Here is a 15026-nt window from a genome sequence, read left to right as displayed (position 1 = left end):
GTTTATTTTACTATCTAACTATAAAGAGAAACTATTATATAAGGAAGTGAGTCTATTGGAATACGTCATTGAGATGTTGAATATTACGAAGCAGTTCGGTAATTTCAAAGCAAATGACAACATAACCCTCCAATTAGGAAAAGGGGAAATCCATGCCCTTCTAGGAGAGAACGGTGCTGGGAAGACAACATTGATGAATGTGTTGTTCGGGCTTTATCAACCTGAAAGTGGCGAGATCCGTGTAAATGGCAAAAAAGTCGATGTAACGAGTCCGAATGTTGCAAACGACCTTGGAATTGGAATGGTTCACCAACATTTCATGCTCGTTGAAAACTTGACAGTTACCGAAAATATCATTTTGGGCAATGAACCGAAGAAGATGGGTGTTGTCAATATTAAAGACGCTGCAAAGAAAGTGGCCGAGATTTCCGCTACTTATGGATTGAATGTGGATCCTTATGCAAAGATCGAAGATATTTCGGTAGGGATGCAGCAACGTGTAGAAATCCTTAAAACGCTTTATCGCGGTGCAAATATCTTAATCTTTGACGAGCCGACCGCTTCCTTAACACCTCAAGAAATTCAGGAATTAATTGCTATTATGAAGAAGCTTATTACTGAAGGAAAATCAATTATACTCATCACTCATAAATTGCAAGAAATTATGGATGTGTCCGATCGGGTTACGATTATTCGAAAAGGAAAAGGGATAGGTACCGTTGTGACATCCGAAACAAATCCAGAGGAACTTGCTACCTTAATGGTCGGAAGGCAAGTTACATTCAAGACGGAAAAAGGTCCTGCTAATCCGCAGGAAGAAGTGCTTAACATCGAGGATATCGTTGTCTTGGATTATCGAGGCGTAGAAAAAGTAAAAGGACTAAATCTGTCTGTCCGAAAAGGCGAAATCGTTGGTTTAGCCGGAATTGACGGTAACGGACAATCCGAGCTGATTGAAGCGATTGCTGGATTGAGGAAAGTGAAAAGCGGAAAAATTTCGATTAACTCAAAAGACATTACAGGATTTAAACCTAGAAAGATTACGGAAGCAGGATTGGGCCATATTCCGCAAGACCGTCATAAACATGGTCTTGTCCTCGACTTTTCCGTCGGCTACAATGCTGCATTGCAAGAATATTACCGTGAGCCATATTCGAAAAATGGCATTATGAATTATGATGTGATTTCAGAAAAGGCAAATGCAATTATTGAGGAATATGACGTAAGAACTCAGGGTGAACACGAACTTGCACGCGCTTTATCCGGGGGAATCAGCAAAAGTTGATCATTGGCCGTGAAGTTTCACGTGACCCTGATCTCCTTATCGCAGCATTACCAACGAGAGGACTTGATGTTGGAGCGATTGAATTCATCCATAAACGGCTAATCGAACAGCGTGATAACGGGAAAGCAGTTTTCCTCATTTCATTCGAGCTTGATGAAGTCATGAATGTTTCAGACCGGATTGCAGTCATTCATGATGGGAAAATTGTCGATACGGTCATTCCGTCGGAAACGACCGAAAAGGAACTCGGTTTATTAATGGCCGGGCATTCAGTGGAGAAAAAGGGGCAAGGAAAAATGAAAGAAGGTGCAGATCGAAATGTCGAATAGAGTAATTAACATTTTAGTGCCGGCTATTTCGATCCTACTTGGTTTACTCGTTGGAGCAGTTGTCATGCTATTTAGCGGCTATGACCCGATAGCTGGATATATTGCTTTATGGAACGGTATTTTCGGAGATAGCTATGCAATCGGAGAAACGATTCGCCAAATTAGCCCGTATATCCTTGCGGGTCTGGCGGTAGCATTCGCTTTCCGTACAGGACTTTTCAACATCGGTGTTGAAGGACAGCTCATGGTTGGTTGGTTCGCTTCGGCTTATGTCGGAGCAGCATTCACATTGCCAATGTACATCCATTTACCACTCGCACTATTGGCTGCTGCGGTGGCGGGAGCGCTATGGGGCTTAGTACCAGGAATTTTGAAAGCGACTTTGCGTGTCCATGAAGTAATCGTCACAATCATGATGAACTATGTCGCGCTGCATGTCGTGAATGCATTGATTAAAACAGTATCCGGTGGTAGCTATAAAACCGATAAGATTCAGCCGACTGCTTCACTGCGCTCGGATTTCCTTTCAAACTTGACCGATTATTCCACTTTACACTATGGAATTTTCGTAGCACTTGGAATGGTCGTCGTCATGTGGTTCATCCTCGAAAAGACGAAAACAGGCTTCGAATTGAAATCAGTTGGTTTTAACGAGAATGCATCTCAATATGCGGGAATGAATGTAAACAAAAATATCGTTTTAGCGATGGCGATATCCGGTGCTTTTGCCGGTCTTGGTGGTGCGATGGAAGGTCTTGGAACTTTCGGGAGCATGACGAACCAAGGCGGATTTACTGGTATCGGATTTGACGGAATTGCCGTCGCCTTACTCGGTGCGAACACTCCACTTGGTGTCATCTTCGGTGCGTCATTGTTCGGGTCGTTGAAATACGGGGCGAACAATATGCCGAATGCAGCTGGCATTCCACTTGAAATTGTATCAATTGTCATTGCACTCATTATATTCTTTGTTGCTTGCGGATATATCATCCGAGTGGGACTGCAACGGTTGAATAAGAAAAAGGAGGCGAAATGACATGAGCTTTTTAGAAGTACTATTTTTTATCGTCCCGACTTCGATCGCTTATGCCGCTCCTCTCATTTTAACTGCCATCGGTGGCACATTCTCTGAACGTTCCGGTGTCGTTAATATCGGACTTGAAGGACTCATGGTTATGGGGGCATTCATCGGGATTGTCTTCAACTTGGCATTTGTTGACGTTTTCGGCGGATGGACGCCGTGGATAGCGTTAGTAGTTGCGATGTTTGTTTCTGCACTCTTTTCAATCATGCACGCGGTTGCATCGGTGTCATTCCGAGCAGACCAAGTCGTTTCTGGGGTCGCGATCAATATGCTCGGTATTGCGATTGCGTTGTTCTCGGTGAAGATGATGTTTGGAAAAGGGCAGACGGATTTTATTCAAAAGAAAATTCCGCGTGTCAATGTTCCGATATTGCAAGATATTCCTATTATCGGCCCGATGTTTTTTAAATCGGTTTACGGAACCTCCGTACTGGCAATACTCGTTGCGTTGACTGCATGGTTCATCATCTATAAGACACCATTCGGCCTTCGACTTCGTTCAGTAGGGGAACACCCGATGGCGGCTGACACGATGGGGATTAATGTAACGAAAATCCGATATACGGCTGTCATCATTTCAGGTGGTCTTGCTGGTATCGGTGGAGCAATTTACTCACAAACGATGACTGGTGATTTTGGTCATGCGACGATTAACGGTCAAGGTTTTATGGCGTTAGCGGCAATGATTTTCGGTAAATGGCATCCAATTGGTGCAATGGGAGCGGCTCTCTTCTTTGGGTTCGCGCAAGCGTTGGCAATTAGTGCAGGTTCAATCGATATAATTAAAAATATTCCAACTGTCTATTTCCACATCTTACCGTATGTGTTGACAATCCTCGCCTTGGCAGGGTTTATCGGAAAGGCCAATGCACCGAAAGCAAACGGTGTACCTTATATTAAAGGCAGCAGATAATTGAACTAATACCGCCTGGATTCTTATTTAATTCGAATCCAGGTGGTTTTATTGTGTTTTTCGACGGATGGGTGAAATGGAAAAAATGCGTTTATTTTGCCTTGTCGGTGTGATGAAATGTATATTGTAGATAGGTATTCGTATAATAAAGGAAAAACGAGGTGTACGTATGTTTACTAAGGTCGAGCTTCAAAAAGGAGTCAATTTATATATTCGTAAAACGGAACAATTTAAAACGATAACGATGTCCATCAAATGGCTTGCTGAACTGGACGAAAAACAGGCAGCATACCGAGCAGTTTTATCTAATGTACTCCAAGATTCGAATGCTGATTTTCCAAAGCAGAGCGATTTGCGGAAGGCGTTGGATGAATTATATGGTACCGTCTTCTTCATGGATGCAGGCAAGCGGGGGAAGTCCCACATCGTAACATTAAATATGGAATGTGTTAACGATGAATATTTATCAACATCCGGCGTCTTTGATGAAGCATTGAAATTGGTTCGTAGCGTTATTTTTAATCCGAATTTAAAAAATGGTACATTCGATGAGTCCATCGTGAACCGGGAAAAACGGACTGTTATTGAAAGAATCCGGGCTATTTATGACGACAAAGGCAGATATGCCCATAAGCGCATGCTTGAACTAATGCGTCCAAACGATCCCGCATCGATGTCTGCTAGCGGAACTGAAGAGGATGTTGAAGGCATTACAAGTGCAACGCTCCTTGATACATACAAGAGAATGTTGGATGAAGATGAGATCGACATTTATGTTGTCGGAGATGTCCAAGAGGACGAACTGGCTGAAAAAATAAAATCGATGTTTGGATTTTCCGCAAGGGCCGTCACGAAGAAACAATATGAACAACCTCAAACTGAAGTGAAAGAAGCCCGTCAAGTTTTTGAAAGACAGGATATGAAGCAAGGAAAGCTGCAAGTCGGATATAGTACACCCGTATCTTTCTTCCACCCCGATTATCCTAAAATGCAAGTAACCAACGGTGTGTTTGGTGGATTTGCCCATAGCAAGTTGTTCATGAACGTACGGGAAAAGGAAAGTATGGCATACACTGTTAATAGTGCATATGCGGCGTATTACGGCATTGTATATGTCATGGCGGGAATTGATGCGGAGTTAGAGGAGAAAGCCGTCAAATTGATTGGTGAACAGATTGAAGCAATGCAAAAAGGCAATATTTCTGAGTTGGAACTAAATCAGACTGTAGCCTTATTGACGAACAGCATCCGTAGTGCATTCGATTCCGCGAGAGGTCAAATCGAAGTGTACGATCAATACAAACAGTTGGATGAGGACTTCACTGCTGAAAAATGGATTGCTAAATGGGAGGCAGTCTCCATCGACGATGTTAAGCAGATGGCATCTGAAATCCACATGGAACTCATCTACTTGTTGTCGGGAAGAGAGGCATAATGATGAAAAAAATCACGTTTGATAACTTGCAGGAAACATTGTTTCACGAAAAGCTCGACAATGGACTTGACGTATATATATTGCCAAAGCGCGGATTTTCAAAGACATATGTAACGTTTACGACGAAATATGGTTCAATTGACCGGACATTTATTCCGAGAGGGAAAAAGGAATTTATAACAGTACCTGACGGAATTGCTCATTTTTTGGAGCATAAGATGTTTGATAAAAAGGATGAGGACGTATTTCAAAAGTTTGGCGTTCTAGGCGCTTCTGCGAATGCATTTACGTCATTCACGCGCACTTCATACTTGTTTTCCACTACAGACAAATTATATGAAAACACAAAAGTGTTACTTGATTTTGTCCAAGAGCCTTATTTTACAAAAGAAAAAGTAGAAAAGGAAAAAGGCATCATCGCACAGGAAATTACGATGTACGATGACAATCCGGATTGGCGTAATTATTTCGGAACGATTCAAAGCCTATACAAAGAATACCCTATTAATATCGACATTGCAGGAACTGTGGATACAATTCAAGAGATAACAGCAGAGCATCTTTACGAATGTTACGAAACGTTTTATCACCCTTCTAACATGACTGTTTTCGTTATCGGAGCTGTTGATCCGGAAGAGATGATGAATTTTATCCGTAATGATCAAAACAACAAAGAGTTTTCAGAGCCTGAAGAAATTACGCGGAATTACCCTGAAGAGCCAATCGAAGCGAACAGGAAGAAAACTGTCCTAGAAATGGATGTACTTCGACCGAAATTCAATTATGGCATGAAGTGCAATCGTACGATGATGAAAGGCGATAACATGCTCCGGCAGGATTTGGCAATCAATCTTCTCCTCGATATTTTGTTCGGACGAACTTCTGAATTTTATACGAGGGCGTATAATGATCATTTAATCGATGAGACATTTCACTACGATTTCATCTCAGAAAAGGATTACGGGTTTGCAATGGTTGAATCGGATACGGAGAAGCCAGAGGAGTTAGAGACGGCAGTTCGCTCTGCATTAACATCGCTCGCGGAAAACTGGACGATATCCGAAGATGATTTAAATCGCGCAAGAAAGCGGAGAATTGGTCAATTCATGCGTTCATTGAACTCCATTGAATTTATCTCTAACCAGTTTACTCAATACAATTTCAACGACATGAATTTATTCGATGTCGTGCCAACACTTGAAAAGATTGAGATGGAGCATTTGCAAGATGCATTCAAGACGATCTCCAACGAAGATAGCCATACGGTTATGACAATCATTCCAGGATCTAAAGAAGGCTGAGCTACTAATGAATAAATATGCAGTCATTCTCGGTTCATCCGGAGGAATCGGGGAGGCGGTCAGCCGAAAACTGGCCGCCGATGGATGGTCATTGTACCTTCATTACAACAAAAACGAAGAAAAAGCTTGCGAGCTACAAGAAGATTTGACGAAAAAGTATCCCGAAAGTGACTTCAAAATCGTCCGGTCGGATTTTTCGGAATACGACGGCGGTTTGAAGCTTGCCGAGCAAGTTCGACATATCCAAGCGATTATTGTTGCATCGGGACAATCGCTGTTGAAATTATTGACCGACACGAACAGTAGTGATATGGATGCTTTATGGCGTGTACATATGCAAAACCCTGCAATGTTCATTAGCCGTACATCTTCACAGTTAAGGAGCTATCCCGTTTCATACGTTCTTTTTATCGGCTCAATTTGGGGCAATACCGGTGCAGCTGGAGAAGTGATGTATTCTGCAGTAAAAGGGGCTCAACATGCATTCGTTAAAGCGTATGCAAAAGAGGCAGCTTACAGTGGGACGAGAGTGAATGCTATTGCGCCGGGGTGGATTGAAACGGAAATGAATGATGAATTATCGGAAGTCGATAAACAGCTTGTCATTGATCAAATACCGTTACAGTCAACAGGTGAGCCTAACCAAGTCGCGAATCTTGTAAGTTTCCTCGTTAGTGGTAATGCAGATTATATGACCGGAGAAATTGTAAAACTGAATGGCGGATGGTATATGTAAACGATAATAGGGGAGGCGGTTACCCCTTTTTTCTATTTTCCTTTTCTTCGGCTGCCGAATCCGCTATTATAGAACTAAGTTGCGTCTATTGCGTCCTACATAATGGGGCGTTTGACCAAATGCTAAATAATAACGTTCGTGCCTTTGCGTTCTATTGTTAACAACGGATTGAAAGGGTGTTTCGAATGGGTGAATGGTATGTCGAATATGAGATACAAGTAAATCGGCCAGGTTTGCTTGGAGACATTGCTTCTCTTTTAGGAATGTTACGCGTCAATATCGTAACGATTAACGGTGTTGATGGCGGACATCGAGGCATGCTTGTCCGTACGGAAAATGATGATCAGATCAAGCGCTTCGAATTGATTGCATCTACGATGGAGACCATTCAGGTGAAAAAAATCCGTCAGCCGAAATTGCGTGACATTTTAGCGGTGAGGCATGGACGCTATATCCAACACGATGTCGATGACCGAAAGACATTTAGATTCATTCGTAGTGAATTGGGAATTCTTGTGGATTTCATGGCAGAGTTGTTCAAGCAAGATGGCCATAAATTGATAGGGATTCGGGGGATGCCGAGGGTTGGCAAAACAGAGTCAGTCGTCGCCGCAAGTGTATGTGCGAATAAGAAATGGATATTCCTATCTTCCACAATGATTAAACAGACCGTTCGGAACAAATTGGCGGGAGATGAATTTTCGAAGGACAATATTTTCATCCTCGATGGCATAGTTACACGTAAGTCCGGCGATGAAAGACATATGCAACTTGTCCGGGAAATGATGAGCATGCCTACAATTAAAGTGGTTGAGCATCCTGATATGTTCGTACAGCATTCTGAATACGACATGGAAGATTTTGATTATATTATCGAATTACGAACTGATCCTGACCAAGAAATTACATATGAAATGATGGAGAAAAACCATATGATGTCTGACATCGGACCGATGGGTGGATTTGGAACATTTAACTTTTAAATAGGTAGGTGATAACATTGACCGGATTAGGTGATCGTCTTAAAGAGGCGAGAACTACTAAAGGATATTCACTAGATGATTTGCAATCGATAACTAAAATTCAAAAACGGTACCTTTCCGGTATTGAAAATGAAGATTACAGCATGATGCCTGGCGCTTTCTATGTACGTGCGTTCATTAAACAGTATTCGGAAGCTGTCGGATTGGATTCTGACGAAATGTTATCATTATACAAAGAATCGGCCATGCATGAAAAGCTTGAAGAAGAAAATACGCAAATTACTCCTCCCATGAAGAGAAGAAGAGGTATTAAGGGAAACAGCCGTCTGAATGAGCTAATTCCAAAAATCATCATGGCGTTATTTATCGTTGTCATCATTGTCGTAGTTTGGGTATTATGGCAAAAAGGTGCGTCCAACAATGCAGGATACGATGTAGAACCGGAACAACCAATAACGATGGATAACAATCAGCCACCGGCAGGCAATTCAGGCGGTGGCTCAGCAGATGACGAACCCGACGAGGAAACGACTGAGCCAGATCCTGAGCCTGAGCCAGAGGAAGTAGTGAAAGAACAGTCGCTCACATACGTCAGAACGAGTGGGCAAGACTCAACGTATACATTAACTGACGCTGAAGAGTTCAAGCTGAAAATCGATGCATTTGGCGATACGTGGATCGGTGTACAGAATGAGAATAGAGAAGAACTTACACCTGAAGCAAGAGTGATGAAAAACGGTGAGACGATTGAGCTAGACGTTTCAGACGTTCAATATGTTAGAATACGAGTCGGTGTGACTAAGTATGCTGATATCTATGTAAATGATGAGAAACTTGAGTACTCATCAGACGCTATGACACAAAATATTTTTATAGAATATGAGAAATGAAAAATAGTCATCTACAAAGATGACTTTTTTCATTCTGAAAGGATTAGTGAGACAATTGAATTTACCTAACAAAATTACAGTATCGCGCGTACTGCTCATCCCGATATTCATCATTTTCATGATCGTCGATTTCGGGTTTGGATCTTTGGCATTTGGAGGGACTATTCTGTCCGTGGAGCAACTGATCGGTGCGCTGCTATTCATCATCGCTGCTGCAACAGATTGGTTCGACGGACATTTAGCAAGAAAACATAATCTTGTCACGAACATGGGGAAATTTCTAGATCCGCTCGCTGATAAGCTTCTCGTTTCAGCTGCCCTCATTATTTTAGTGGAATTGGGGTCTGCCGCTTCATGGGTCGTCATCATTATTATTAGTAGAGAATTTGCAGTTACTGGGTTGAGGCTTATACTTGCGGGTGGCGGTGAAGTTGTGGCGGCAAACCAATTAGGGAAGATTAAAACGGCGACACAATTAGTTGCAATCGCCTCCTTACTACTAAACAACATTTTCTTTGAAGCAATAAACTTTCCATTCGGTTCCATTATGCTTTATATCGCTCTGATCTTTACAATTTGGTCGGGCGCGGATTATTTTTATAAAAACCGGAGGGTCTTACTCGACTCCATGTAAGGAGATGGTGGAATGAAAGCGGAAATTATTGCAGTAGGTTCAGAACTCCTATTAGGGCAAATTACAAATACGAATGCGGCATTCATCTCAGCACGTCTAGCTGAAGTTGGCATCGATGTCTATTATCAGACGGTCGTAGGGGACAACCCTAATAGGCTAACGGAAGCGATAACGATTGCACAAAATCGTGCCGATCTAATCATTTTTTCAGGAGGGTTAGGGCCGACAAAGGATGATTTAACGAAAGAAACGATTGCTAACATACTTGGCACAGAACTTGAGAGTGATCTTGCCGCTTTATCATCTATCGAAGCATATTTTAACCGGACAGGCAGGACGATGACTGAAAATAATAAAAAGCAGGCACTTATCCTAACCGGTTCGACAGTTTTGACGAACAATTACGGGATGGCGCCTGGCATGGCGATTGAAAAGAATGGGATACGCTATGTATTATTGCCGGGACCGCCTCATGAAATGGAACCGATGTTTGAAAAAGAAGCAATCCCGTATTTATTAGGCACAATAGGCAAACGTGAAGTCATCGTCTCCCGTGAATTGAAATTTTACGGCATTGGTGAAGCTGAACTCGAGTATCGGGTTCAATCAATTTTAGAAAAGCAAACAAATCCAACCGTCGCTCCTCTAGCATCACCTGATTCAGTTATATTACGATTAACGGCAAAGGCGGAATCTACTGAAGCGGCGCACAAGTTGATAGCGCCGGTGGAAGCGAAAATCCGATCATTGGTCGGTCAATTTATCTTTGGCACAGATGATGACACATTGTCTTCAAAAGCAGCTGAACTGTTGAAAGGTAATAAATTGACAATCGCGGCTGCTGAAAGCTTGACAGCAGGTTTATTCATGGCCGAATTGGCAAATGAGCCAGGTATTAGCTCCTCCCTAAAAGGTGGAATGGTCGTTTATGATGAAACAACGAAGATGGAGCATCTAGATATTCCCGATTCATTACTCAAAGAGTATGGCGTTGTCAGTTCTCGATGCGCAGCGGCGCTAGCGCAAAATGTAAAGCGGAAATTCGGTTCAGACATCGGCGTCGGGTTGACGGGTGCTGCAGGACCAGATCCCCATGACGGGAAGCCAGTAGGGATCGTGTGGATTGGAATTGCTTTTCTAGATGATCAAGTGAAGACATTTAAACTCGATCTTTCAGGTTCCAGAAATGCGAATCGAAAACGTGCTGCTAAATTTGCTCTCTACTATTTAATAAAAGAAATGAAAGGGCAAAACAATGAAAATTAATTTTTGCCCCATATTCTCATTTAAAATTCAATTTTACCCTGGTATTCTCATTTAAAAATGGATTTTGATAAAAATAATCGAATAAGCGTTCGTTTTTTGTTTGAGTATTTCTCATTAAAGGAGTATAGTAGAGACAGGAAGAAAAGAATAACGCCTTTTAAGGGAGGAATCGTTTTTGAGCAATCGTAAAGCAGCTTTGGACCAAGCTTTGAAGCAAATTGAAAAACAATTCGGGAAAGGGTCCGTCATGAAGTTGGGGGAACAGACCGACCGGAAGATTGAAACGTCTTCTTCAGGCTCTTTAGCTCTAGATGCAGCACTAGGAGTTGGCGGCTATCCGAGAGGCCGTGTCATTGAGATCTATGGACCAGAAAGCTCTGGTAAGACGACAGTAGCGTTGCATGCAATTGCCGAAGTGCAAGCATCAGGTGGACAAGCCGCATTTATCGATGCCGAGCATGCGTTGGATCCAGTTTATGCACAAAAGCTAGGTGTTAATATTGATGAATTGCTTTTGTCACAACCGGATACGGGTGAACAGGCACTTGAGATTGCCGAAGCACTCGTTCGAAGTGGAGCAGTCGACATCGTTGTCATCGACTCCGTTGCAGCATTAGTTCCAAAAGCGGAAATTGAAGGGGAAATGGGTGACTCGCACGTCGGCTTACAAGCCCGTCTCATGTCCCAAGCACTTCGGAAACTGTCCGGTGCTATTAATAAATCGAACACCATTGCTGTCTTCATTAACCAAATCCGTGAAAAAGTCGGCGTTATGTTCGGTAACCCTGAAGTAACACCTGGTGGCCGCGCGTTGAAATTTTATTCCTCCGTTCGTTTGGAAGTGCGTCGCGGTGAAGCAATTAAACAAGGAAACGACATTATGGGGAACAAAACACGTATACGTGTCGTGAAAAACAAAGTTGCTCCTCCGTTCCGTACTGCAGAAGTGGATATTATGTACGGAGAAGGGATTTCGAGAGAAGGCGAAATCGTCGACCTCGGTGCTGAACTGGAAGTTGTCCAAAAGAGCGGTGCATGGTATTCCTATGAAGGGGAGCGTCTTGGCCAAGGTCGTGAAAATGCAAAGCAGTTCCTAAAGGAAAATCCGGATATGCGTGCGGAAATCGCAAACAAAATTCGTGATTCTTACGGTCTCGCTGCAGCTAACTACGTCATCGCAGGACATGACGAGGACGACGAAGAAGAACTCGAACTGTTATTAGAAGAAAAATAATTGGTATAGAGCCGATCTGCTTCTTTAGAGTAGGTCGGTTTTTCTTTGAACAAATGTAGCTTGAGCCCCCTCCGCTTTTGTTACCCTCTAGACTCCGGGCGCCAGAGACTCGGGTCATAAGTCAAAGTTGCTCTGTGGCAAAAACCGCCACGGCGCATCTTCGCCTTATGCCTGTCGTCTCTAGGCAGGCGCCCTCCGCTTTTGTTATCGTCTAGACTCCGGGTGGCAAGATCCTGCCTTAATTTCTGCAAAACCCGCAGAAATACGGCAAATCGAACCCTGCGCTGTTCGATTCGCTTTGGTTTACAATCCTTGACATGGCAATTTTTCATAGATACAATTAGAATTGTATAATTTCACACCAATGAAATCATTATGGCAGTATGTTGAATGTTAATATACGGGCCGACTGAAAACGAAAAGAATAGCAGGAGGAGGTGACCTGGATGCCAGATGGAATCATCATAAACATCATCTCCGCTTTGCTCGGTCTGTTCGTCGGTGCAGTTGTTATCTATTTAGTTATCAAAAAGGTGAATGATTCAAGAGTGACGGGTGCCAAAAACTCTGCCGAACAAATTATTGAAGATGCGAAGCGTGAAGCGGAGGCTATGAAAAAAGAGGCACTGTTGGAAGCGAAAGATGAAAATCACAAACTGAGAATTGAAGCGGAATCAGAAGTCCGTGAACGAAGAGCGGAATTGCAAAAACACGAAAACCGCCTTTTACAACGGGAAGAAAATCTTGACCGCAAGGACGATGCTCTCAATAAAAGAGAAGCAGGGCTGGAGCGTAAAGATGAAGCGCTTTCCAGTAGACAACAGCATATTGAACAAATGGAACGCAAGGCGGAAGATCTTGTTGCTACGCAACAGACGGAACTTGAAAGAATCTCGGCTCTTACAAGAGATGAAGCGAAACGAATCATCTTGGATGAAGTCGAGAAAGAACTTTCCACAGATATCGCCGTAATGACGAAAGAATCGGAGCAACGTGCAAAAGAGGAATCCGAAAAGAAAGCGCGTGAAATCCTTTCCCTTGCATTGCAACGATTTGCAGCAGACCATGTTGCAGAAACAACCGTATCAGTCGTGAACTTGCCGAACGATGAGATGAAAGGTCGTATCATCGGACGGGAAGGTAGAAATATTAGAACATTAGAGACATTGACTGGTATTGATTTAATTATTGACGATACACCAGAAGCGGTCATCCTGTCCGGCTTCGATCCTGTACGTCGGGAAACTGCCCGTCTCGCACTTGAAAAGCTTGTGCAAGATGGAAGGATACACCCTGCTCGGATTGAAGAGATGGTCGATAAGTCTCGCAGGGAAGTGGATGAGCTAATCCGTGAAAAAGGGGAACAGACTACATTTGATGTGGGCGTTCATAATCTACATCCGGATTTGATCAAAATCCTTGGAAGACTGCATTTCCGTACAAGCTACGGCCAAAACGTCCTAAAGCACTCTGTTGAAGTTGCTTATCTTGCAGGGCTATTGGCAGCCGAGGTAGGCGAAGATGTTACCCTTGCAAGACGCGCAGGGCTTCTCCACGATATTGGTAAGGCAATCGACCATGAAGTCGAAGGAAGCCATGTCCAAATCGGGGTTGAGCTCGCGACGAAATATAAAGAGCATCCTGTTGTCATCAACAGTATCGCCTCCCATCATGGCGATGAGGAAGCAACATCGGTCATCGCTGTATTAGTAGCTGCAGCTGATGCATTATCAGCGGCAAGACCAGGTGCGCGAAGTGAAACGCTTGAAAACTACATTCGTAGGCTACAAAAACTCGAAGAGATTTCGGAGTCTTACGATGGCGTAGAAAAATCATTCGCTATCCAAGCGGGCCGCGAAGTTCGAATTATTGTTAGACCAGACCAAATCGATGATATTACAGCTCATCGTTTGGCGAGGGATATTCGAAAACGGATCGAGGAGGAACTCGATTACCCAGGTCACATTAAAGTGACAGTCATACGTGAAACACGTGCAGTCGAATATGCAAAATGATGAAAAATGACTCCTGCCAAGCCATGGTTCAGGAGTCATTTTCTTCTCATTTCTAATGAAGGTGCAATAAGCAGAGAGAGGTTACAATAATGAAGGTACTATTTATAGGTGATATCGTAGGGTCAATCGGCAGAGAAATGGTGTTTGATTACATCGCACGATTGAAAAGGAAATACAATGCGGATGTAGTCATTGCTAACGGTGAAAACGCTGCTTCTGGAAGAGGCATAACAAAAGCGATTTTTGACGATTTACTCCGGTCAGGCGTCGATGTTGTAACAATGGGCAATCATACGTGGGATCAAAAAGAAATATATGATTTCATCGATGATACCGACTACTTGATCCGTCCGGCTAACTTTTCAGATGAGGCCCCCGGGAAAGGTATGACGACGATAACGAAAAATGGCGTGACTCTGTCGGTCATTAATCTACACGGTCGCACATTCCTCCCTCCTCATAACGATCCATTTGAAAAAGCGGAAGAATTAATTGAAGAGGCCCGCAAAATTTCTCCACTCATCTTCGTCGATTTCCATGCGGAAGCGACAAGTGAAAAGATTGCGATGGGATGGCATTTGGATGGAAAGGCATCTGTTGTTGTCGGGACGCATACACATGTGCAAACAGCAGATGAACGAATCTTGCCAGGAGGAACTGCCTATTTGACGGATGCTGGAATGACAGGCCCTTATGATGAAATATTAGGAATGAAAAAAGAGGATGTCATCTATCGATTCCGTACGAACTTGCCTGTCAGGTTTGAAGTACCAAAAAGAGGGCGCGCCCAATTAAATGGATTGTTCGTTGAATTGAATGACCAAACAGGAAAAGCGGTCAAGATTGAGCGCATTATGATAAATGAGGATCATCGATTCGAACGATGAAGTGAGTCTAATCATCTCTTTCTTTTCATAAGAT

12 protein-coding genes and 1 pseudogene are annotated in these 15026 nt (G+C 43.1%); all 13 read left to right on the top strand.

Annotation, left to right across the window (positions count from 1 at the left end; genetic code table 11):
* Window positions 1–55 precede the first annotated feature (55 nt).
* The 13 genes and pseudogenes from QM454_RS14705 (at window position 56) to QM454_RS14645 (ending at window position 14992) form a co-directional block, all read left to right on the top strand.
* Window positions 56–1614, top strand: a pseudogene (locus QM454_RS14705) (ABC transporter ATP-binding protein).
* Window positions 1604–2650 carry an ABC transporter permease gene (locus tag QM454_RS14700; protein WP_432359243.1) on the top strand — a complete coding sequence of 349 codons (1047 nt, stop codon included), beginning with the start codon at window positions 1604–1606 and terminating at the stop codon, window positions 2648–2650. Before QM454_RS14705 ends, QM454_RS14700 begins: the two are co-directional and overlap by 11 nt.
* 1 nt (window position 2651) lies before the next feature.
* Window positions 2652–3611 (top strand): ABC transporter permease, encoded by a 960-nt coding sequence (locus tag QM454_RS14695; protein WP_432359241.1) that lies wholly within the window; start codon window positions 2652–2654, stop codon window positions 3609–3611.
* Between the two features lie 169 nt (window positions 3612–3780).
* On the top strand, window positions 3781–5046 hold the full coding sequence (gene yfmF, locus QM454_RS14690; protein WP_432359239.1) for an EF-P 5-aminopentanol modification-associated protein YfmF: 1266 nt from the start codon (window positions 3781–3783) through the stop codon (window positions 5044–5046).
* Window positions 5047–5048: 2 nt separating this feature from the next.
* Window positions 5049–6347 (top strand): EF-P 5-aminopentanol modification-associated protein YfmH, encoded by a 1299-nt coding sequence (gene yfmH / locus QM454_RS14685; protein ID WP_432359237.1) that lies wholly within the window; start codon window positions 5049–5051, stop codon window positions 6345–6347.
* A gap of 7 nt (window positions 6348–6354) precedes the next feature.
* The gene (ymfI, locus tag QM454_RS14680; protein WP_432359235.1) at window positions 6355–7083 is read left to right on the top strand and encodes an elongation factor P 5-aminopentanone reductase; all 729 of its coding nucleotides are present in this window, start codon (window positions 6355–6357) and stop codon (window positions 7081–7083) included.
* Between the two features lie 185 nt (window positions 7084–7268).
* Entirely contained in the window at window positions 7269–8066 is a 798-nt protein-coding gene (locus QM454_RS14675; RefSeq protein ID WP_432359233.1) for a YmfK family protein, read from the top strand.
* Window positions 8067–8083: 17 nt separating this feature from the next.
* A complete protein-coding gene (locus QM454_RS14670) occupies window positions 8084–8956 on the top strand; it encodes a helix-turn-helix domain-containing protein (protein WP_432359231.1) in 873 nt (290 codons plus the stop codon).
* Window positions 8957–9011: 55 nt separating this feature from the next.
* Entirely contained in the window at window positions 9012–9590 is a 579-nt protein-coding gene (gene pgsA / locus QM454_RS14665) for a CDP-diacylglycerol--glycerol-3-phosphate 3-phosphatidyltransferase (RefSeq protein WP_432359230.1), read from the top strand.
* Between the two features lie 12 nt (window positions 9591–9602).
* Window positions 9603–10856 carry a competence/damage-inducible protein A gene (locus tag QM454_RS14660; RefSeq protein WP_432359228.1) on the top strand — a complete coding sequence of 418 codons (1254 nt, stop codon included), beginning with the start codon at window positions 9603–9605 and terminating at the stop codon, window positions 10854–10856.
* A gap of 175 nt (window positions 10857–11031) precedes the next feature.
* On the top strand, window positions 11032–12090 hold the full coding sequence (gene recA / locus QM454_RS14655; RefSeq protein WP_432359226.1) for a recombinase RecA: 1059 nt from the start codon (window positions 11032–11034) through the stop codon (window positions 12088–12090).
* A 446-nt stretch (window positions 12091–12536) separates the two neighbouring features.
* Window positions 12537–14105 carry a ribonuclease Y gene (gene rny / locus QM454_RS14650; RefSeq protein ID WP_432359224.1) on the top strand — a complete coding sequence of 523 codons (1569 nt, stop codon included), beginning with the start codon at window positions 12537–12539 and terminating at the stop codon, window positions 14103–14105.
* Between the two features lie 89 nt (window positions 14106–14194).
* Window positions 14195–14992 carry a TIGR00282 family metallophosphoesterase gene (locus QM454_RS14645; RefSeq protein ID WP_432359222.1) on the top strand — a complete coding sequence of 266 codons (798 nt, stop codon included), beginning with the start codon at window positions 14195–14197 and terminating at the stop codon, window positions 14990–14992.
* Window positions 14993–15026: the final 34 nt, after the last annotated feature.

Origin of the sequence: Sporosarcina sp. UB5, from assembly GCF_050859005.1 — a bacterium.
Taxonomy (GTDB): Bacteria; Bacillota; Bacilli; order Bacillales_A; family Planococcaceae; genus Sporosarcina.
Note: the sequence above shows the minus strand (reverse complement) of the source record. Positions and strands in the feature narration are given on the sequence as shown.